General features: G+C 37.2%; 15 protein-coding genes and 2 pseudogenes. 15 read left to right on the plus strand and 2 right to left on the minus strand.

The window, feature by feature from the left end:
• The first annotated feature begins 3 nt into the window (after nt 1–3).
• The 5 genes and pseudogenes from ACEPXD_RS03925 to ACEPXD_RS03945 all read left to right on the plus strand — a co-directional run bounded on the left by ACEPXD_RS03925 (nt 4) and on the right by ACEPXD_RS03945 (nt 12,072).
• Nucleotides 4–1,374: pseudogene (locus ACEPXD_RS03925) on the plus strand (IS3 family transposase).
• Nucleotides 1,375–1,590: 216 nt separating this feature from the next.
• Nucleotides 1,591–7,914 (plus strand): CehA/McbA family metallohydrolase, encoded by a 6,324-nt coding sequence (locus ACEPXD_RS03930; RefSeq protein ID WP_391120144.1) that lies wholly within the window; start codon nt 1,591–1,593, stop codon nt 7,912–7,914.
• A 24-nt stretch (nt 7,915–7,938) separates the two neighbouring features.
• Nucleotides 7,939–8,232 (plus strand): hypothetical protein, encoded by a 294-nt coding sequence (locus ACEPXD_RS03935; RefSeq protein WP_391120146.1) that lies wholly within the window; start codon nt 7,939–7,941, stop codon nt 8,230–8,232.
• 619 nt (nt 8,233–8,851) lie between these two features.
• The gene (locus ACEPXD_RS03940; protein WP_391120147.1) at nt 8,852–11,008 is read left to right on the plus strand and encodes a hypothetical protein; all 2,157 of its coding nucleotides are present in this window, start codon (nt 8,852–8,854) and stop codon (nt 11,006–11,008) included.
• A gap of 212 nt (nt 11,009–11,220) precedes the next feature.
• Nucleotides 11,221–12,072 (plus strand): hypothetical protein, encoded by an 852-nt coding sequence (locus ACEPXD_RS03945; protein WP_391120149.1) that lies wholly within the window; start codon nt 11,221–11,223, stop codon nt 12,070–12,072.
• Between the two features lie 112 nt (nt 12,073–12,184).
• On the opposite strand, the gene ACEPXD_RS03950 is transcribed toward ACEPXD_RS03945, so the two are convergent.
• The gene (locus ACEPXD_RS03950; RefSeq protein ID WP_391120151.1) at nt 12,185–12,994 is read right to left on the minus strand and encodes an alpha/beta fold hydrolase; all 810 of its coding nucleotides are present in this window, start codon (nt 12,992–12,994) and stop codon (nt 12,185–12,187) included.
• Between the two features lie 225 nt (nt 12,995–13,219).
• On the opposite strand from ACEPXD_RS03950, the pseudogene ACEPXD_RS03955 reads away from it, so the two are divergent.
• The 6 genes and pseudogenes from ACEPXD_RS03955 to ACEPXD_RS03980 all read left to right on the plus strand — a co-directional run bounded on the left by ACEPXD_RS03955 (nt 13,220) and on the right by ACEPXD_RS03980 (nt 18,065).
• Nucleotides 13,220–13,917 (plus strand): annotated as a pseudogene (locus ACEPXD_RS03955) (ankyrin repeat domain-containing protein).
• Nucleotides 13,918–14,119: 202 nt separating this feature from the next.
• Nucleotides 14,120–14,662 carry a peroxiredoxin gene (locus ACEPXD_RS03960; protein ID WP_391120153.1) on the plus strand — a complete coding sequence of 181 codons (543 nt, stop codon included), beginning with the start codon at nt 14,120–14,122 and terminating at the stop codon, nt 14,660–14,662.
• Between the two features lie 98 nt (nt 14,663–14,760).
• A complete protein-coding gene (locus tag ACEPXD_RS03965) occupies nt 14,761–15,216 on the plus strand; it encodes a TlpA family protein disulfide reductase (protein ID WP_151699042.1) in 456 nt (151 codons plus the stop codon).
• A 386-nt stretch (nt 15,217–15,602) separates the two neighbouring features.
• Complete coding sequence (locus tag ACEPXD_RS03970) at nt 15,603–16,058, plus strand: nucleoside deaminase (RefSeq protein WP_391120155.1); 456 nt, start codon at nt 15,603–15,605, stop codon at nt 16,056–16,058.
• A gap of 75 nt (nt 16,059–16,133) precedes the next feature.
• The gene (locus ACEPXD_RS03975; RefSeq protein WP_391120157.1) at nt 16,134–16,835 is read left to right on the plus strand and encodes a gamma-glutamyl-gamma-aminobutyrate hydrolase family protein; all 702 of its coding nucleotides are present in this window, start codon (nt 16,134–16,136) and stop codon (nt 16,833–16,835) included.
• Between the two features lie 243 nt (nt 16,836–17,078).
• Nucleotides 17,079–18,065 (plus strand): M23 family metallopeptidase, encoded by a 987-nt coding sequence (locus ACEPXD_RS03980; RefSeq protein WP_391120158.1) that lies wholly within the window; start codon nt 17,079–17,081, stop codon nt 18,063–18,065.
• 70 nt (nt 18,066–18,135) lie between these two features.
• Here the strand turns inward: ACEPXD_RS03980 and ACEPXD_RS03985 are convergent, their stop codons facing one another.
• Nucleotides 18,136–18,408 carry a DUF5658 family protein gene (locus ACEPXD_RS03985; protein ID WP_391122985.1) on the minus strand — a complete coding sequence of 91 codons (273 nt, stop codon included), beginning with the start codon at nt 18,406–18,408 and terminating at the stop codon, nt 18,136–18,138.
• A gap of 192 nt (nt 18,409–18,600) precedes the next feature.
• On the opposite strand from ACEPXD_RS03985, the gene ACEPXD_RS03990 reads away from it, so the two are divergent.
• From ACEPXD_RS03990 to ACEPXD_RS04005, 4 genes are all read left to right on the plus strand, one after another.
• Nucleotides 18,601–19,272: a diphthine--ammonia ligase gene (locus tag ACEPXD_RS03990; protein WP_391120160.1), complete on the plus strand. Its 672-nt coding sequence runs from the start codon at nt 18,601–18,603 to the stop codon at nt 19,270–19,272.
• Between the two features lie 90 nt (nt 19,273–19,362).
• The gene (locus ACEPXD_RS03995; RefSeq protein ID WP_391120162.1) at nt 19,363–19,875 is read left to right on the plus strand and encodes a divergent PAP2 family protein; all 513 of its coding nucleotides are present in this window, start codon (nt 19,363–19,365) and stop codon (nt 19,873–19,875) included.
• A 130-nt stretch (nt 19,876–20,005) separates the two neighbouring features.
• The gene (gene ytxJ, locus ACEPXD_RS04000) at nt 20,006–20,338 is read left to right on the plus strand and encodes a bacillithiol system redox-active protein YtxJ (RefSeq protein WP_391120163.1); all 333 of its coding nucleotides are present in this window, start codon (nt 20,006–20,008) and stop codon (nt 20,336–20,338) included.
• Between the two features lie 16 nt (nt 20,339–20,354).
• Entirely contained in the window at nt 20,355–21,188 is an 834-nt protein-coding gene (locus tag ACEPXD_RS04005; protein ID WP_391120164.1) for an STAS domain-containing protein, read from the plus strand.
• The last annotated feature ends 586 nt before the right edge of the window (nt 21,189–21,774 follow it).

Genomic DNA, 21,774 nt, shown 5'->3' on the forward strand with positions numbered 1-21,774 from the left:
ATCATGACAAGAAGATTATTAACTAAGAAGAACAAAAATAATTAACCTGTAATTCATATGTATCGCCGGTTGGTGATAATGCTAGTACTTATTCAGAGGAGTTAAAGCTTCTCTTTATTTCGGAAAATGAAAAAGGAAAAGCGCCGCATGAAATTTTGATGAAATCGGTCTAGATGTTGACCTAATTGGTTTAAAGCAGATTGCTTCTGCTGGCAAACGGTGGCGCGTAGCTTATCGTGAAAAGGGTATATTGGGATTTGAAGATACGCGTAAAATCAATTCCGTCAGTCCACTCGAACGTGAACTGACTTTAGAGGAAAAGTATGCTCGATTAGAGGCGCAAAATCGTTTATTACAAGCTAAAAATGAATTACTAATAAAGCTCGATCTACTCGAAAGGCAGCTAATGAAGAAGAAATCAAACTCGTAGCGTAACAGAAATTTCAATTGATCCATGACACGATTAAAAAATATAAATTGAGGCGAAGTGGTTCATTTTCTGCGTGAATTAACTGGCGTATCTCGCTTAGGCTACTATAATTATTTCACAGAAAAGGCGATACAAAATCGTGTAGAACGCGAATGGGCAGATGAAGAAGTAAAAGAAATGTTCTAAAAGCGTATCAATTACGTCGTCGAAAGAAAGGTTCTTGGCAAATTAATATGACGTTAGAAAATCAATATTAAATTACCTATAACTTAAAACGAATTCGTCGCATTATGAAGGAGTTTCAAATCGTTTGTCCAATTCGAAAAGCCAAACCATATTGAAGAATGGCAAAATCGATAAAGGAACATCGGACATTACCGAACCTTTTAAACCGCCAATTTAAACAAGGAATCACTGGAAAAATGTTATTTACAGACATTACATATTTGGTTTACGGAAAAGGAACACGTGCCTATTTATCTATGATAAAAGATGCGAAAACCAATGAAATTTTAGCACATGACGTATCTGACAACATAACGCTAGATATCGCCCTAAATACATTATAGAAATTAAAGAAGAATGGAATAAAACTAGTTGAAGGTGCAAACAACCACTCAGGTAAAAGCTTTCACTATACAAATCCTCAATTCCAAAAGCGTATAAAGAAAATAGGAATAGGTCAGTCAATGTCACGTACGGGAAACTGTAGGGATAACGCCCCGCAAGAATCGTTCTTTTGGCACTTTAAAGATGAAACGAATATAAAATCATGCGAAACAATAGAAAATCTAGTACGAGAAATAAAGAGTAATATGACCTATTATAATCATTATCGTGGTCAATGGAATTTAAAAAAGATGAAGCCTGCACAATACACATATCATCTTGTTCAAGTTGCCGAGAGCTTTTTTAAAATGTCCTTTACAAACGATACTTTTTAGTATGTATGTTAGCTTTTTACGACTGCTAATACAGGCTTTTATTATTAAAATAATTCCTCCTTGTGCTATTCAAAAATTAAGTAAGTTTTTTCATCCTAACAGGTCTTTTATCATGTGAAAATCCATTGAAATATTAACTTTATGTAAAGATTATTAAAAATCAGACTTCCGACAATAGTCACTTCTCAAAGTGCAAAAAGGATAGTAATATTGCAAATGCTTGAAGAATTACAAGCAAATAATTCAATCGAAAAGAGGAGATTTATGTTCACCAGGATGAAGGGGAAAAAACGTTCTACAAGCATAATATTAATAATCGTACTACTTTTAAGTACGATTTTACCTTCTAGTTTGATACAAAAGGCAGAAGCACAAATTGCTGGACATGTTGTAATTAGTCAAGTGTATGGTGCTGGAGGAAATAGTGGAGCAATATTCAATAACGATTTTATTGAATTATACAACCCGACAGATGTGGATGTCTCTTTAGATAACTGGTCTGTTCAGTATGCGAGTTCAACAGGATCTTTCGGCACGTTTATTACAGAATTATCTGGAACGATTAAGGCACATGGTTATTATTTAATTCATGAAGCAGGTGGAGCAAATGGCAAGGCTATACCAGATGGTGACGCCATTGGTGGTATAGCTATGGCTGCAGCAGCCGGAAAAGTAGCATTAGTAAACACAACTAGTGCAATTAGTGGAAGCAAACCGACAAACGTTGTAGATTTTGTTGGATATGGAAAGGCAGCTAATGCATTCGAAGGAACAGGTTCAACAGGCGCTGATCTTAGTACAATACTAAGTGCGCAACGTCGTCCATATGCAGGTATGGTACCTACACCTGGAAAAGGAAATGGTTGGGATTCTGATGATAATAGTAAGGATTTTGTAAATGCAGCTCCAAATCCACGCAACTCAGCAAGTCCTACTGAAAAGTTCGAGATGGTTGAAAGTGTACAACCGATTGTAGATCGAGTTTTCTATCAGCAGACAGGAACCAGCGTTACAGTGACGGCTACTGAAGGAACAGTTCCGAACAATGCAGTTGTCACATTTTATGGAACGTCAACAACAGGAGTAGCTGCATTAAGTACAGTTGCAGCAAATGCTGATGGCTCGTTTGTAGCTACATTTGATGCAGGAGCATCATTTGCTACTTTATATATAAGAGCAACAGAAGCTGGTAAGCCAGAAAGTGCGGCATCAGCAGTTGATGTAGCAAAAGCAACTGCAGAGCCTACACAAGCTAGCTTAAGCTACAATATTGACGGCAAGGGTGTTGGGACGTTAATTGGAACGAAAGCCGCGCTTGCAAAAGCACGTATTTTCGCCTATTCAAGTAACGATGCAAGTTTAGGAAACCGTTTAACACCAAGTGATGGACAGCCGGTATTTGCGGATGCAAATGGGAGCTTTACGGTTACTTTCAAAAATGCTCCGGACACAGTTTACGTAACGCAACAAAATTATACGGCAAAAGGAATTATGCTAGAGAGCATGGCGGTTTCGGTTACGAAACCTTCAACAGATATAATCACAGATATAAGCACGGTTCGTCAATCCGATTCAAATGGTCATCCTGTCAATCTGAACAAATATTTTACGATAGATGGTATTGTGACGATTGAAAATGGAATTCTTGGAACGCAAAAGAATAACTATAATATTCAAGATGCAACAGCAGGAATTAATATTTTTGGGAATTTTGACCACAAATTAAACATTAAACGTGGAGATAAGTTACGCGTTTCTGGAAGAGTCCTTGAGTACAATGGCTTAACGGAGTTTGAACCGACTAATGTTGAAAAACTATCAGAAGGCGAAACACTTCCTACACCGAAAAATATTACGGTTGCAGAGATGAATGATTTCGCAACAATCGAGCCTTTGGAAGGTAGCTTAGTTACTGTAAGTGGGAAAGTGACGAGCTCATCTTTATCTGCAGCTGGCTACAATGTCACGGTTGCCGATGAAAATGCAAAAACAACATTATTACGTGTTATGACCACGACGAAGATTGACATGGAAAAAGACATTGTCGTGAATAAAAGCTATGCTTTCGCGGGCATTGTTGGTCAATATTCAACAAATGTCAATCCAAAAAATGGCTATCAAATAAACATTCGTGATGTAAAGGATATTGCGTCAATTCTTGGAATAACACACACTCCAATGAAAGAAGCATATAAAGGAACGTTGATTTCGTTTGAAGCAATAGCAGACGGAGCTGAGTCTGTTACGCTTTATTATCGAAATGTAGGAGACGCAACGTATACTGAATTGTTAATGACTGGTGACGGTCAAGGAAGATATACAGCAGCAATCGATGCTAATATTTTCACTACGACGGATTTCGAATATTACATCGAAGCAAAAGCAGGGGAAAACAAGATGTATGCAGGTTCAAGTACAGCACCATACGTTGTTTCGCTTGTAGACGATAAAGAAGGACCTACATTCGCTGCAGAAATACCTGCAGATACAGCAAAAGTAGAAAGTCCACGTCCTGAAATTTCTGTTGTGATGGAAGACCCAAGTGGTGTAGATGCTAAAACTGTTACAATTTCAGTAGATGGCATTAATGTTACGAAAAATGCCAATATTTCTAGTACACAAGTGAAATACGTGCCATCTGCCGACTTGGGCTTAGGTGAGCATACAGTGATTGTGTATGCTGAGGATACGAAAGGCAACGGTAATTCAACACAGTGGACTTTTGAAGTCGTACCTCGTTTCACAGGTGGTCATCACTACCGTGGTACAACGCATAACCACACTGTCATTTCACATGATGCTAAAGGTAATCCAGAAGATGCATTAAAAGCTGGTAAGAAATACGGCTATGATTACTTCGCATTCTCTGATCACTCTCATGACATTGACCCTGCATTATTAGGTCAAGATACGGTTGATCATAAAGGACAACCAGAGCGCACAGGTGGGGACGATTGGAAGTTAACGAAGGATTTAGCGAAACAATATACAAAAGACGGTGAATATGTTGTATTCCCAGCGTTTGAAATGACATCTACTACATGGGGTCACTCAAATGTATTTGGAACAGATAATTTCATCGATCGTAATATTAACGGTAAGCAATACCAAGATTTAAGCAAGTATTACGCATGGGTATTGACATATGACGATATCGTGGCGCAGTTTAACCATCCGGATATGTCAAAAGATGCATTCAATAACTTTAAGCCATACGATAAAACCATCGATAAGTTATTTACAATGCTTGAAGTAGGAAATGGATCTGGTAGTTACGGCTATGCAAATGCAGAAGGAAAATTATTCTCTGCACTTGATTTAGGTTGGCATGTATCTCCAACATACGGAGAAGATAATCATGATGGTACATGGGGTAAAACGAATGCACGTACAGTCATTGTTGCGGATGATTTAACGCAAGAGTCGTTATTACATTCTATGGCGAATATGCGTGTGTACATGTCAGAAGATCCGAACTTCCAATTAGATGTATTAGCAAATGGCTTCTACATGGGTTCTACTGTGGATAGTAAAACATTGAACTTCAACATAAAAGGTTCTGACGATGTAGCAGAATCTAAAACAAATGGTTATGATTATTTATCCAACACTTACAAATCGGATGATCGTGTAACAAAAGTGGAGCTCATTTCAAATGGCGGAAAAGTGGTAGATTCGTATGCACCAAATACGAAAGACTTTACTTGGACTCCGTCTTACACAGTTGCAAGCGGTCAGCAATGGTTTGTTGTACGTGTTACACAAGCTGATGGCGAACGCATTTATTCCGCACCAATTTGGTCTAAAGAAGAATCAGTCGATGTAAAAGTGAATAGCATTGATATTGTTGGCGATGTTGTGATCGATGGTAACCCAGCAACTGCAAAAGTTACAGTTGGAAACTTCGGTACACAAACGGTGAACAATTTGAATGTCGACCTTTATGTTGATGTACAAGATGATGCACATAAACTAGGTTCCACGGTTATCAATTCGATTCTCGCTAAAGGAACGGGTGTAGCCACAGTGAACTGGGCAACGCCGACAACAGGGGATCATCAATTAATTGCTGTCGTTACATCCAAAGATGGAGCAAATCTAGGAAATGTATCCTTTGTATTGCCATTAAAAGTAAAACAACCACTGGGCTTAAAAGTGTTGATTGATGCAAAGCATGGCAATGAAAACTCAACTGGCGATACCTCCTCATACGGAGATAATTTAAAAGCATTTACACTATTACTTCAAAAAGAAGGATATAAAGTCGAGCAAAACAAAGCGGTCATTACAACTGATGTATTGTCAGACGTAACAATCCTTGTCATCACTCAACCAAAAACGACTTTAACAGCTGATGAGCAAAAAGTAGTTGGCGATTTTGTGAAAGCTGGTGGATCTGTCTTATTTGCTGGAAAAAGTAACAACGGATCAACAGACTCAACGCTCCATAATGGAACACTTTCGGAAATTGGTACACAAGTTCGAATGAGTCATGACGGCGTGTTCGACTTAAGTAAAAAAGGGAACTTTTGGAGTGACCCTACTGTAAGTCCTTATGCAGTTCGTGCTTACCCAGGACTTGTCGATAACTACGTGACGGATCGCGTTCCGTTTATTGACTATTACAGTGGATCTAGTTTGCAAGGTGTAGGAAATAGTGCACTGACTGAAAATGGAAAAGTGAAGTTCCTTGTACGAGGAAATGAAACAACATATCAAGGGAATCTGAAAAATAGTAGTTATGTTTATGACGATGTGTCTGACAATCATGGCGGTTCAGCTATTCCATTAATCGTTTCCGATGAAATTGGTGCTAAAGGACGTATTATTGTTTCCGGTATGAATATGTTCAATGACAAGCAAATGGATGAATCGTTTGAACCAAAAGGAAATTCGCAGTTTATCTTGAATTCAGTGAACTGGTTAGCTCATCGTGATACGAAAACTACGAAAATTGAAGATGCTCGAAAACTTGCAGACGAGACGCCAGTTGTTATTGAAGGAACAGTGACAACCGCAGCAGGTGTATTCTTCGATGCGTTCTATGTACAAGATGCAACTGGTGGTATCATGGCCTTCAATGAAGTTCCAGCTGACTCATTGAAATTAGGCGATACAGTTCGTATTTACGGACATATTAAAACATTTGAAAATAACAAAGAAATTGAGTTTAGTAAATTTGATATTGATGTTATTAAGACGGGTACTGGTCCTAAAGTTGAACCGAAAGTTGTAACAACAGGAACAGCAACTTCTACAGTGAATCAAGGTTCGCTTGTAAAAGTTACAGGAAAAGTGACTTCGAAATATGATGACACTTCTTATTTCATCAACGATGGCTCAGGCAATCTACTAGTCTTTACAGATGGATATATTGAGAATCAAGGAATTCCAGTGCCACAATTGAAAGTTGGCGACACGTTAGAAGCTGTAGGCTTATCTGGTGAATTTTCAGGCGGTTCACGTATTCGTGTACGTGATACGAATGAATTGAAAGTAACACCAGGAATGGACAATGGAGAACCAGTTATTAATTTAGAAGTTAATTATAAGTCACTTAATATGACAAAGACTGATAAAGTGCAACTTCTAGTTAAACAAATAACTGCTCTAAATAGTGGGAAACCAACAGAATTAGACGTAACAAAAAAAGCGGTATATGTATCAGAAAATGAAAAAATCGCCACAGTTAAAGATGGAGAAGTTAAAGCAAAAGCAGAGGGAACAACTAAAATTACGATTACTTTTGCTCAAAAAGAAGTTGTTGTGAACGTTACGGTGAAAGATAAAGGTGCAGAGAAACCAGGTAATGACTCAACTAAACCAAAAGAAGAAGAAATTAATATCGATATAGAAAGTGGTAAATCTGTCACAAAAACTCCAATTAAGCGCATTACAGAACTAAATGGAATTGTAAAAGATTTAGTAATTTTTACGTCGGATAAAGTAAAAGAAGTTATAGAAAAGTTAAAAGGTCAAAAGCAAGATACTGCAAGAATAGTGATTCCTGATAAGGCAGACAAAGTAGATGAAGTAAGTGTTACTGTTCCAAAAGAATCAGTAGGATTATTAGCTAATGGAAAAATAAATCTAGAAATCTTTACGGAAAATGCGGATATTTATATTCCACAAACTTCAATACAAAATTTCGGAAATGATCTATTCTTCCACGTGGTTCCTATTAAAAAGGAAACACAGAAAAATGAGATTGTTGGACGAGCTAAAAAAGAATCGATCGTTCAAAAAATTGTTGGGAACAATAAAATAAGTGTAATAGGTCGCCCGATGGAAATCGAAACAAATATGCAAAAGAGTCCAGTGACTCTAACACTGCCTATCACAGGAAGTCAATCTCAAGAAATTCTAAATAACCTTGTTATTTTCATTGAACACAGCGATGGAACAAAAGAAGTGGTACAAGGGAAATTAGTAACGTTTGACAAAAATATAAAAGGTGTAGAATTTACGGTAAATAAGTTCTCGACCTTTACGATTCTGTACATGGAAGGTGCAGCCAAGTATTTTGCAAAAACTTCATGAGGCGCTAAAACAAATTGTCTTCAAGTGAATAAGACAACACCTGTATATGTATTAGAAAATAATCGCTTGAAAAAAGTAAGTGAAATGTTAAAAGGGCAAAGTACGCCTGTTTACCAATCAATTTCTCCGGTGCTTGGTCTTGGCGGTGACATCTGGCTGGAACAAACAAAAGCAATTTCTTACGAAACACCGTCGAAAGAAATGATTGCTAAAAACCAATTGCCTGAGAAAATCCATCCAAAACAAATTTGGAAAGGTCTTGAGTTACATCCAGGTCAAATTGGAAAAGTGACTATTCTACAAGATACGGTTATTTGAAAATCAATTGATAAAACAACGAAACTACCAAGAGTCTTGAAAAAAGGTGAACAATATAGAGTGTATCGCTATGTTCCAGGTATGTACCAAATTAGTGATCAACAATATATTGTACAAGATTCAAATGTAGTACTGATCAAAAAAAAATAAAGCTCTCAAAAAAATGCTCCTAGACATGTCAATCATGCATAGGAGCATTTTTTGTAACAAATGGAAGCGTGATGTTGATGAAGTGGATTGAATGGAAACAACATAATATGGAGTTGGGACCAATTCGATCGAACTCACAACTAATTTTTCTAAGTAGAAACTATATTCAAAATAGAGCGTTTTAGGATGAGAACATACCTTAATTGAAGTAATTTAATTTTATGGAAGATAGCACTGCTGAAACAATTAAGCCAAAACGAATACCAAATTACCTTGGCTGCTTCAACTAATAGGCAACACTGCTCATATAAATGAGTTAAATACGCATATATTGAGAATGGTGTGCTAATTAAAGAAGGGAGCGATTTTTATTAAAACTAAAATAATTAAAATAGCAGCTTCATCCATAATTGCGACATCTGCATTTGTAGCTGTTTCACCAAGTAAACAAGGTGATGCTGCTGCAAATATGGAGCAATTAATGATCGATGCTCAAAATGCAAGTAACGTATTAAAGTGGGCAATTTCTGTAGAGGGTTCAGCGGACGGGGTGACGCAGCCATGGGAGCAATTTAATGATGCAAAAATGGCAATTGCAAAAGTCGAAGCGGCATTAAGTGGAGTGAATTTCTCAGATAAGTTGAAGTACGAGGCACGACTAGTTGATCCAAAAGTTCAAATACAAAGGGCTCAAGGGTATCTGGATGCAATTACCGCTAGTTCAAAAATCCATGCAAAAACAAATGCGCTTTCTGCGGCAGTCTATTCAAATAACATAGATCAAGTGGAAAAGGCTTATCACGAAATGACTGCGGAGTTTCGTAAACAAACGATATTATTAGATAGAGTGTACGGCCAATCCACTCGTGATAGAATTCGAAATGCTGTAAAAGGGCCAGCTGAGAAGTTAATAAATGAATTAAAAAACGATGTAACGGTTCATATGTTAGCGAAAAATGCAGAGGCAGATGTTAGAAGGGGAAATTATTCGGAAGCAGCAAAGAAAGTATACGAAGCACAGGCGATTCTGCGGTCAAATGTATTAGTTTGGGGGAAGGCACTTCAATTTAGAATAGATAATGTAAATATATCTTTACCTTTTCAAATTGTATCGAGTTCTATAGTTAATAACACGACACTGACGATAAAACTGAATAAACCCGTTTCTTCAATCCGAGCCTCCGAATTCTCATTTGATAATGGTTTATCTGTCACGAATGCTTCGTTAAGTAAAGATGGATTAACTATCACTTTAACGACTTCTATTCAAATACCTGGCACAACTTATACATTGAAGTATAAAACAAGCACCATCTCTTTTACTATTCCAGGGAATGTTATCCCAATTTATGTTGGAGATAAGACGGTTCAACATAGAGAAACATCTGAAGTAATTACATTGGTGGCTATATTTAATGAGTCGAATGGCAAGCCATCTGCTGCTACAGTTCGTGTTGATATTCCAGCTGGATTAAAGTTAGTTTCGGTGAATGGAGCGGCAAATAATACAGCAGGAGCAAACTCTGTTAATGTGACACCTGACAAGAATGGTATGGTAACAATTGTATTCACAGCGAAAGATCTAAATAGCTCTGCACTTGATAAATTGATTTCCTTTAACAAAATGGAGAAAAATAAAGTAGTAGAAACCCAAACTTCTAGTTCTTTCAATTTCTATGTACCCGCAAATGCAGGTTTATTTTCTAATAAAAATGTGCGCTTTATAGACCCAAATTTTGGCTACTTCGTAACGACCGACGGAATGAAATACAAATTGAAAGGTTACGGAGATGTTTACCGAAATGATGGAACTCTCATTTCCTATGATTCATTTAAAAATATGCTAAATACAGGAAGCATCATCAATGGAACATACCATCCTACCTCTACTTCTTCCTTTAATATCTTCTATAATAAGAATATATCGCCTATTAACCTGGATTCTAAGTTTACTTATAAACAGGGAACTATGGGGTATCGAATGAATGGCAGTAAAATCGAGTTGTTCGGAACAGGGCAACCAAATTACGAACTATTCTTCTTCAAAAATGCAGGAGTTTCACTAGGAAAAACAAAAGTGAATACGAATGGAACATGGACATTTACGACAAACGTAGATGCAAATACATTGACAGACTATTCGATCGTTCAACAAATCGCGGGTATATCTATGCCCCCTTATAATGATGGCAATGCTACAACACTAAGGGTAGTTGAAGGACCATTTGAACTGGCTTGGATTAGTGACGGAACGAGTAAAGATGAGAATTTATCAAATGAAGAAATTACATTTACAATTGCCCCATTAAAATATAAAAATGGTGCGATTTTGACGCAAGATCAAGCAATAATTTCTAAGCAAGCTTCTATTGTGTTAAAAGATTTCGATGGAACAAAAGTGAAATTCATAAACAATCAAAATGATACTTATTTTACTACAGTGAAAAACGGTTTTACAATTAGGTTTGGTTCAATCAATGCGAACAAAAATGCAGGAATGATGCTTAATAAAGGCAAAGATGGAAAGCTCTCTGGAACATTGAGTATTGAATCAGTTGAAGGGGTTACGAATGAATATGGATTAACATTGAAAATAAATTCAGGAGATCAGATTGAAGGGTATTGAAGAAGAAATTAACGATTGAGTTTGTTATTAAGTTAATGGAGTTGGGGGCTGTCTTAAGTAGGCGGTTCCTTTTTTATTGAACTAAAAATTATGTTCTAAACCAATAACATTGGGAAAAAATAGTGTATTACTGCTTTATCTTTTATGATTATTAAAAGGAGATGAAGAAATGAGAAAAGTTTTAGTTTTAGGGGGAACAAGATTTTTTTGGTGTGCATTTAGTAGAAGCATTATTGGATAAAGGATTTGATGTAACGATTGCCACAAGAGGGAAAACGGTGGATCCTTTTTCAACTAGAGTGAATAGAATCGTATGCGATCGATTGAATTTAGTGGAAAGTAAGGAATGTTTTAAAAATGAAAAATGGGATATTATTTTTGACCAAATCTGTTATTCTTCTAAGGAAGCAATAGATGCAATTGAAGTGTTCAAGGATAAGACGATGAAATATGTTTTTACTACTTCCAAGTCTGTATACGACGAAGGAAATGGAGAAGTAGGATATGTGGAAGATGACTTTATTCCAACCGACTATACAATTATTGAAGGACCAAAAGAGGAATTTTCGTATATGGAAGGAAAACGGCAAGCGGAAGCGGTATTTTTTCAGAAAGCTCCATTTCCGGTTGTGGCTGTAAGATTCCCGATCGTTATAGGTTTGAATGATTACACAGAGCGACTTAATTTCCATATTGAGAAAATAGCAAATCAAGAGGAGATACATCTCATAAACCCAGATGCTTGTATGGATTTCATTTCGGAGGAAGAAGCAGGGCAGTTTCTCGCTTGGATTGGTCTTTCAGATTTTACTGGACCAATTAATGCTACTTCTGAAGGCAAGCTGAAATTATGTGAGTTAATCAGCATCATTGAAGACAAAACGAAAGCTACTGCAATCATCTCCACTACACCGAGTGAAAACAATGTTTCTCCATATAATATTGTCCAGACTTGGCTGATTAGTAATGAACAGGCAATAAGTTTAGGTTATGAGTTTAGGGATTTGAATGAATATCTGTCTGTTTTAATTGAAGATGCTTTAAAGAAGATTCAAATAAATTAAGCTGATACGTAGTATAAAAAATAGTCGCCCTAGCGATGTATGATGGGCGGCTATTATTATGTTACAAATTTGTTACAGGTGCCAGGCACCCGTAACAAATTTGTAATACTATTCATCCAATAAAACTCGCAAGTTCTTGGTTGAGCTTGTCTTGTTCGCAATAGAATAATCCATGGCCGCTATATTCAAAGGGAATCAATATGGAGTTTTGTATACTTTGATGCATTAGTTCACCTAAAATGAATGGACATACTTTATCTTGTTTTCCATGCATTATTGCTGTCGGAACATGAATATGATGTAAATCATTACGGAGATCCTCGTCACGAAGGGAAACTAAACACTTCGCAGTGGCGTTACCCGACGCTACTAAACCTAGTCCTTGGAACCAGTCGATAAAACTTTTTGATAAGTAACGCGCGAAAAAGATATCTCCAAAGTCGCTTATCATTTTAGGGCGATCTGTGTAGGTTGCTTCTATTAATTTGTTGACCTCTTCGATTGTTATTCCATATGGGAAATCTGGTCGTTGTGTGAAAACAGGAGCTGCTGCCCCGATTAGCGCAAGTTTTGCCACTTGGCGTCCCCCGTGACGGGCCATGTATCGGATGGAGATGGCTCCACCCATGGAATGTCCTGCAAGCGTAATATTCTCCAATCCTAATGTATCAATAATGACGCGTATATCATCTGCTAACCGGTCATATGAATATCCATCCCAAGGTCGATTCGATTTCCCAAAACCTCGAATATCAATCCCAATACAGCGATAGCCCATTGCAGGGAGATGGTCGAACTGGTACTCGAACATCTGATGGTTCGCCGGCCAACCGTGTATGAATAAAATCGTTTTAGTGGAAGTTGGGTTAATATCCTCGACATAAATATTCACACCTTTTTCTACTTTTACGTAGTATCCCATTTGTATTCCTCCTATATAAAGGCGATTTTCTATTGTATGAATTTATAGGAGGTATTATTCGATATAGAAGGATATGCTGCTGAAATTGTACCTTCAGCAGCTAATTTCTGTTGAAGGAGTATGTCTTCTTTTATTCTCAAAAAGCTCTTCAGTTGTTTCTATAAATAAAGGGAGATATGATATTTTTAATGAAATTAGCATTTCTTAAAAGGGTGTTTTTTATTAATGTTTAAAAAAATATGGATAGTAATCGGGTGTTTCGCTTTCTTCAAGGATGTGAGGGAGATGAGAAAATAGGACTTATTACTAATAGAAAGGATGATGAGCTGATGAAAGAGCAATTATTAATAGGGGTGCAACAAGGGGATATACATATTGTACGGCAGTTAATTAAGGAAGGGGTTTCAATCAATGGGCAGGATACACAAGGTAGAACTGCATTGATGATCGCTACTTATGCGAACGATGTTGAAATTGCAAAGGTACTAATTGACGCTGGTGCGGATGTGAATATTAGAGATCAAATGAAAAATAGTCCGTTTCTATATGCAGGCGCGGAAGGTTACTTGGAGATTTTACAACTAACAATTGCAGCAGGAGCAGATCCAACAATTACGAATCGATACGGAGGAGTTGCGTTGATTCCGGCTTCGGAACATGGTTATGTTGAGGTCGTTAATGAACTCCTTACAAATACTACAATTAATGTAAATCATGTGAACAATCTAGGATGGACTGCTTTATTGGAAGCAATTATCTTGAATGATGGGAACGAAAAGCAACAACAAATTGTAAAGTTGTTAATAAACAACGGAGCAGATGTAAATCTTCCTGATCACGATAAGGTCACTCCTTTACAACATGCAAGGAAAAGAGGTTTTAAGGAGATAGAAAAGATTTTATTGGAAACTGGAGCAAATTAGATTTTGCGATAGAAGCATTTTCTTTTACATACGTATATGCATATAATGTTATGTTTTTCTACTGCTTAGCAAGTCAACATACTGACAAATAATCTCTTTATCCGACAAGATTCGAGTAGGATAAATTGATTTGTAAGGGAGATTTTGCTATCCTTTAAATTGTAAGTAAATAATATTAATTATCATTTTGGAGGGTTTTTACATGGCAGAACGTATGGTAGGAAAACAAGCACCACGATTTACGATGGATGCAGTTTTAGCGGACAAGTCTTTTGGTAAAGTAAATTTAGAAGCAATTATGAATGAAGATAAATGGACTGTATTATTCTTTTATCCAATGGATTTTACTTTTGTTTGTCCAACTGAAATCACAGCGATGTCTGATCGTTATGATGAATTTGAAGATTTAGATGCGGAAGTTATTGGTGTATCTACGGATACGATTCATACGCATTTAGCTTGGATTAACACTGCTCGTCAAGACAATGGTTTAGGCGAATTAAAATATCCATTAGCTGCTGACACAAATCACGCAGTTGCACGTGAATATGGTGTGTTAATCGAAGAAGAAGGAATTGCACTTCGCGGTCTATTCATCATCAATCCTGAAGGTGAAATGCAATACCAAACAGTATTCCACAATAACATCGGTCGTGATGTAGATGAAACTCTTCGCGTACTTCAAGCACTTCAAACAGGCGGACTGTGCCCAGCAAACTGGCGTCCAGGTCAAAAAACTCTTTAAGTTTACTTAACAGAGCATCAAAGTGAATTTAAAATAGTTCTCCATGGATTTTCAAGTTCATGGGGAATTTTTTACATATGGAAAAGGAGGAATTTCAAATGAAATTACGTACACCAATGCCAGAATTGACTGGTTCTACTGCATGGTTGAATGGTGAAGTTACAACTAGTGAGCTTGTCGGTGAAAAGCCAACGCTGATTCACTTTTGGTCGATCAGTTGTGGACTTTGTAAAGAAGCGATGCCTAATGTGAATGATTTCCGTGATCAATATAAAGACGAATTAAATGTTGTCGCGGTGCATATGCCACGTTCCGAAAAAGACGTAGATCTTGAGGAAATTAAAAAGGTAGCGGCAGAACACGATATTACACAACCAATCTTTGTTGATAGCGAATTGAAGCTAACAGATGTATTCGAAAATCAATACGTCCCAGCTTATTACGTTTTCGACAAAGACGGTCAACTTCGTCATTTTCAAGCTGGCGGAAGCGGCATGAAAATGTTAGAAAAACGTGTAAACCGCGTGTTAGATGAAATGCGTAATGCAGAATAAGTAAGAATTATGGCCAAGAACCAATTGGATTTGAAGGAATCCAGGTGGTTCTTGGCTATTTTTATTTAGTACGAGAATGTTTTTTGGCATTTGGTCTCGGGTTTATTAAAATAGGTTGCGGGTCTTTGTAATTTGGTCTCGGGTTCTAGGAAATTGGTTGCGGATTTTTCTGAATCGGTCTCGAACTGCTATATTATGGATAAAAAATTTGCACTAAGACAAGTATAATGACCAATTTTTTGTTTGATTGGAAGTGGAGGGTTTAGTTTGTTGCGTTCTAATTGCTCTCGGAGGTCCATATTTTGAATATGTTCCTACTTGTTTTATTAGATAACAATCATTTACCCGAATATGGTAAAATATTTTCAAAGATGAGGAGGAAGATAATGGATAAGTTTATGAAGCGAGCGGTTGAATTGGCAGTTAAAAATGTTCAAAATGGAGGACAGCCATTTGGAGCAGTACTTGTAAAGGACAACGAAGTGGTTTCGGAAGGCTTCAACGAGCTACATATGAATCATGATATAAGCGGACACGCCGAGTTACTTGCGATACGTCGAGCACAGGAACAATTTCAAACGAATGATTTATCTGGATTTACGATGTATGCGAGCGGTGCACCTTGCGCAATGTGTTACAGTGCAATGATGTTTGCTGGAATCGAAAAAGCTTATTATTGCGCCACACTAGATGATGCTAAAGCTGTGGGTCTAGGAAAGTCTGCGTTGATTTACGAAGAATTGCAGAAACCAGCCGACGCGCGCAAGTTTGACATGTGCCACATGGAGATTGAAGAAGATATGCAAAACCCAATGGAATTATGGAAAAAACGAAATGTCTAAATGTTACAGGTGCCTGGCACCTGTAATATACTTGTAATATGAATGTAATATTTGAGATGGGATAGGGGGATTTGTTTGCGACCGATTATTGGTGTTTCTTCCAGTTTGAAAGAGGATGTTCTGACGGTTCCAACGGAGAATATGCATGCAATCGTGAAGTTTGGTGGAGTTCCGCTTGTGCTTCCTAATATGGTGTATGCTGGGATTGATGCAATTGCTGAGATGATGGATGGATTGCTATTAACTGGTGGCGGGGATATTGATCCTACTTTATTTGGAGAAGAGCCGTTGCAAGGTCTTGGGGATATCACTCCTGAACGAGATGCGTTTGAAATTGCTATGATTCAAAAGATGTTGGAGATGAATAAACCGATTTTAGGATTATGTCGGGGAGCTCAAATTCTGAATACTGCGGTTGGCGGGGATATGTATCAAGATATTTATTCGCAAATCGAGCAAAAACTGTTGCAGCATAACCAACAAGCTCCACGTTGGCATGGATCTCATTTTGTGCAAGTAATGCAGGGCTCTCTTTTACATGGAATTGCGCGAACGGAACGGTTCAAAGTAAATAGTTATCATCATCAGGCGAATAGAAGAGTACCGACTGGCTTTGTAATAAGTGCTGTATCCAGTGATGGAATAGTGGAGGCAATTGAGAGTAGGAATCATCAATTTGTTTTGGGGCTGCAATGGCATCCGGAATATTTAGTATTAAAAAATGATTCGGTATCCTCTGCTATTTTCAAGGCATTTATAGATGCTTGCTCAAAATAATTAAAATTTAGTGTTTTTCAGTAAAAACGACTGTTTAGTGGCAGTCGTTTTTTTATTTAGTCTCGTTTTATAAATAATTGGTCTCGCTAATGGTAGAAATGGTCTTGAGTTAGATCAGATTAGTCTTGGGTTGGAATTGGTCTCGAACATTCATTTTTTGTTAAAAATTGAATAAATTTTTTAATTCATGAAACAAATTTAAATGGGAAAGCTACTTTAAGTATGAAAAAGGAGGCAATTTGAATGCGGCGTTTGATTTCAGTCATCTGCTCCATAAATGCATTTTTCTTACTTGTTTGCTTCGATGCTTCCGCCGCTGAGGAACCTTCGAGAGAACAGGTTTTAGAAAATAGAATGGATTACTATATAAAATACTCAAGTATTTCGTTGCCATGGTATTACTTGGCTGCAGTTGATCAATACGAACGTAATATTCAACAAGTTCGAAAGGACATTCCAACGAGGGAAGGTGTGGTTGCCATCCAATTTTCGGATGATTATTGGACGGGCTTGCTGAATCCCAACAAGGATGACACTAATTTATTTTCCGTCAATTTTTTTGAAGGAAATGGAGCAGATGGAAATAAAGATGGAATCGCTGATCGCCAAAATGATGATGACGTCATGTTTACGATGTCTTCGTATTTAAGTGAATTCGGCACTTCTGAAAAAGATTTTAAAAGGACATTAAAGGAGTACTACCAGCGCGATCAAGCAGTTGACCAGATTCTCGTAATTGCTAAAATCTATAAAAAATTTGAAACAACAAATTTAGATAAGCACGCCTTTCCATTAGATATTCATCATGAGTTTAGCTATCGAAGCACATGGGGCGATAGTCGAGGGTGGGGAGGGCGAAGGATACACGAAGGGACAGATTTGTTTGCATCTTATGGTGTTCCAGTGAAGTCAACCTCTTATGGGATTATTGAAACGATGGGTTGGAACGACTATGGTGGTTGGAGAATTGGAATACGTGATATTCATAATACCTATCATTATTTCGCCCATTTATCTAGTTATCAAAAAGGTATAAAAGAAGGTGATATTTTGGAGCCGGGAGCTATTATTGGATATGTTGGTAGTTCGGGATATGGAAAAAAAGGTACTGCTGGAAAATTTCCTCCGCACTTACACTACGGTATGTACAAATTTAATGGTCGAATCGAATGGGCTTACGATCCTTTTCCATCATTGAAACGATGGGAGCAAGAAGAACGAAAATCGTAAAAAAACATCCATCGCTTATTTAAGACAAAATTATTACGGGTGCCAGGCACCCGTAATAATTTTGTCATATTTAGGTTAGTAGTGAGATCCAAAAGAGATGTTGGAGGAAGACGAAAGTATATAGAATAATGGCGATAGAAAGTAATATTTGTATGTGCCTGTTTGGTTGCAGTTTCGTCAAGAGATATATTAAGAGTAAGGGTAGACAGATTTTTAGTAAGTAAAAACCAGGGATGTTTGTTTCGTATACGAAATGCATGAGTGGGTTTGCTTCTGTAATGTGGTCGTTTCGAATGCCAAAATAGGTGAAGAAGCTGTCGAATATGGCTAATACTAGTAGAATGGTAGCTGCTTTTTATAGTGTTTTATTAGTATTAAAAACATGTTTAGTATACATAGATTTGTGCCTCTTTCCATGGTCAGAAGATATTTCAACTGTGTTATTATGTTGAAATAAGTAATAAATTATACGTTGTCGCTGAGGGTTTTATTCAAGGACACTCAAATACAGCCAAAAGATAAAAGGAGTGGAGCCATGTTGGAGAGTAATAGTTCTTTCGTTTCTTCCTGGAGCGGTGGGAAGGATTCTGCGATGGCTTATTATCGTGCATTGAAATTGGGGATGGTTCCGAAAAAGTTGTTGACGATGTTTGAAGAAGATGGAGAGGTTTCCAAATCGCATGCTCTTCCTTTAAATGTTGTAGAAGCACAAGCGAAGCGTCTTGGGGTGCCATTATTAATAAAAGAGGCAAGTTGGAATACATATGAGGGTCGATTTATAGAAGCGATGAACGAGTGTCGGGCAGAAGGAATTTCGCATGGGATATTTGGGGATATTGATATAGAGGATCATTTGGAATGGGTCAAGACTACTTGTGAAAAATCGGATATTGTCTCCGTTCATCCTCTGTGGGAGAAGCCTCGCCGTGCAATTGTAGGAGAGTTATTGGATGCTGGGTTTGAGGCTTGGATAGTTGTCGTGAATACGAAGATGATGCCTGCAAAGTATGTGGGTGCACGTTTTACAAGAGAGTTGGTTGAGGAGCTCGAAGCGGCAGGTATTGATTCGTGCGGGGAAAGTGGAGAGTTTCATACAGTCGTTGTGGATGGTCCTATTTTTACAGAGAGAATTCCAGTTGAAATTGGAAAGCCATTTATAAGAGGTGATTATATCTTCGCTCCGGTTTTATTGGACGAAAGTAATTAAATTCTTTCCGACTTTTTCGATTAAATCTTCATCCAAAAGGGCATCGTATAGGAGAAAATACATAATTTTTTATGTACTGGAGGTTGGCAAATGAAGAGGATGAACAGAGGAATCGTAACCGCATTATCTGCAATCGGGATCGCTCAAGGCTTAAAAATACTAACGCATAAAAAGTTAACCGGAAAATGGGATGTAAAACAAGCGCTCTCAACAGGTGGGATGCCCAGTTCGCATTCAGCAGGAGTTGCGGCACTTGCCTCCTATGTAGCTGCAAATAAAGGAGCTGGCCACACAGAAACGGCACTTGCGGTTGTATTCGGTGCAATCGTGATGTATGATGCGCAAGGGATTAGAAGGCATACGGGTGAAATTGCTCATCTTGTGAATGACTTAGAAGACAAAATAACTAAATTGTCTGGTGAATTTCCAAGCTTTGAATATGTTAAGAGTGAAGAGGAATTGGATGAACTACTTGGCCATCAACCGGTCGAAGTTGGTGCAGGAGCACTTTTAGGGATAGCAATTGGGTTAGTCTCCGCTAAAATAGAAAATGACGAAAGAAAAGAAAAAAAAATTATCCCTAATAAGTCACATGGCTTGTGAGGTTTTTTATTACAACTATATTACGGGTGCCAGGCACCCGTAATATAGTTGTAATATTCAATGGAGTGATATAAATGCGGTATAATGGGGAATATAGATTTAAGATAAAAACTTATAAGGGGTGTTTGCGATGACGGCGTATGAAGAAATTACATCTGTTAATCAATGGAAGGATATTTTAGAGGAGTCGAAGAAACAACCTGTTTTGTTGTTGAAGCATAGTACCACTTGCCCAGTGAGTGCGCATGCATTCGGAGAGTTCACTTCTTTTGATTCGACTATTAAAACTTATTTAGTGAAAGTTATTGAAAGCCGGGCTGTGTCTAATGAAATTGGAAATGATTTGGCTATAAAACATGAATCACCTCAAGTATTTTTGATAGCGAAAGGGGAATCCGTTTGGAATACCTCTCATTGGAAAATTACTAAGAAAGAATTAGCGAAAGCAGTGGAATCAATCTAAGGAAAAGTGTAGAAAAATGGATGGAATACTTAAAGTGGGGCACTATTTAGTTGAACATGCAGAGAAGATTGTCCAGGAAATGATGGATTTGGCACTTGTTCATGTAAATTATCAAGTCACGGATAAAATGCTTGAGCAATCCTTGAAATATAATGTAGAATTTTTGGAGCTTCTTGCAAAATCTTTCAATGAAACAAATGATACAGCAGCTGATGAATTAATTAAATGGAGTAAAAAAAATGGGGAACAGCAAGCAGCTATTTTTACACAGTTTTCTAAAATAATAAAACCTTATGCAAAGAATCGCTTGATGTATTTGGAATATATAACCAAAATATCGATAGAACTTGGGATCTCGACCGAAGAGGTAGTAAAAATAAATAATCGAATTTGTTACTTAATGGATATAAGTATGACGGAAACGATGATTGCTTACGAGACTTATAGAGATGAATTAATGTTTGAACGGCAGAGAGAGATTAACAAATTATCCGCGCCTATTGTTCCCATACAAAAGGGAATTGCAATACTACCATTAGTTGGGGATATAAATTATGAACGTGTACAGCATTTATTGGATTATATCATCCCTACAATACCAGATATGAAAATTGATCATTTAATAATAGACTTTTCTGGAATACTTATGATTGATACGGAAATAGCACAGCATATTTTTACTATTCATAATGTACTTGAATTGCTTGGAATTCATGTGATGTTTACTGGCATTCGTCCAAATCTTTCAACGGTCATTGTTCGGGCGGGTATAGATTTTACTTCATTTCATACATTTGGTAGCGTTAAATATGCGATTGATAGTGTAGAAAAGAATCTTATAGGAAAATAACTATTCAAAATAGAACCGCTCCTTTCACACAAAGGAGCGGTTCTATTTTGTACAGAAAAAATTTCCATAAACATTTGTCACCTAGGGGGAGAGACAGGAGTCGAAGTGTTTTATTTATAATGCACTAACCATGTTTATAAGTATTTGTGTTAATACATGTTGTTGCTCTTTGTTTCTGAATTTCCGAAATTATGAATGTACGTTCCCTTCTCTGTTTGTTAATATTTCACTTTTTCTCGAGAAAGAAATGTTACATTGTTGTTACGGGTGCCAGGCACCCGTAACAACGGGAAAGACCTACACTTTCCATACTTGCTTGTCTGAGGCATGCACGAAGCAGGTCATACATTCATTCCTACACGATATAGCGAACTTAGACTGTATTCCACTAACATAGGAGCTTGCGTTTTTCTTAGTGGCCTTATTTTGTGCAAAGAAATTATACTATGGGGCTACTTAAATAAAGGAAAAGGGGTAAGTAATTTAGAATTTTACCTATATGAACATACGATTTTCTAAATATTTACCCATAAAATAAATAAAAATTGAATTTTTTGAATATTCATTTGACATTTACCCTGTAGCA

This window comes from Psychrobacillus sp. L3 (genome assembly GCF_042945595.1).
Taxonomy (GTDB): domain Bacteria; phylum Bacillota; class Bacilli; order Bacillales_A; family Planococcaceae; genus Psychrobacillus.

Bases quoted from the DNA above. Each gene is read 5' to 3' on its own strand.
- ACEPXD_RS03930 (WP_391120144.1), top strand. From the start codon at position 1,591: ATGCTTGAAGAATTACAAGCAAATAATTCAATCGAAAAGAGGAGATTT.
- ACEPXD_RS03940 (WP_391120147.1), top strand. From the start codon at position 8,852: ATGGAGCAATTAATGATCGATGCTCAAAATGCAAGTAACGTATTAAAG.
- ACEPXD_RS03950 (WP_391120151.1), bottom strand. From the start codon at position 12,994: ATGGGATACTACGTAAAAGTAGAAAAAGGTGTGAATATTTATGTCGAG.
- ACEPXD_RS03960 (WP_391120153.1), top strand. From the start codon at position 14,120: ATGGCAGAACGTATGGTAGGAAAACAAGCACCACGATTTACGATGGAT.
- ACEPXD_RS03965 (WP_151699042.1), top strand. From the start codon at position 14,761: ATGAAATTACGTACACCAATGCCAGAATTGACTGGTTCTACTGCATGG.
- ACEPXD_RS03970 (WP_391120155.1), top strand. From the start codon at position 15,603: ATGGATAAGTTTATGAAGCGAGCGGTTGAATTGGCAGTTAAAAATGTT.
- ACEPXD_RS03980 (WP_391120158.1), top strand. From the start codon at position 17,079: ATGCGGCGTTTGATTTCAGTCATCTGCTCCATAAATGCATTTTTCTTA.
- ACEPXD_RS03990 (WP_391120160.1), top strand. From the start codon at position 18,601: ATGTTGGAGAGTAATAGTTCTTTCGTTTCTTCCTGGAGCGGTGGGAAG.
- ACEPXD_RS03995 (WP_391120162.1), top strand. From the start codon at position 19,363: ATGAAGAGGATGAACAGAGGAATCGTAACCGCATTATCTGCAATCGGG.
- ytxJ (WP_391120163.1), top strand. From the start codon at position 20,006: ATGACGGCGTATGAAGAAATTACATCTGTTAATCAATGGAAGGATATT.
- ACEPXD_RS04005 (WP_391120164.1), top strand. From the start codon at position 20,355: ATGGATGGAATACTTAAAGTGGGGCACTATTTAGTTGAACATGCAGAG.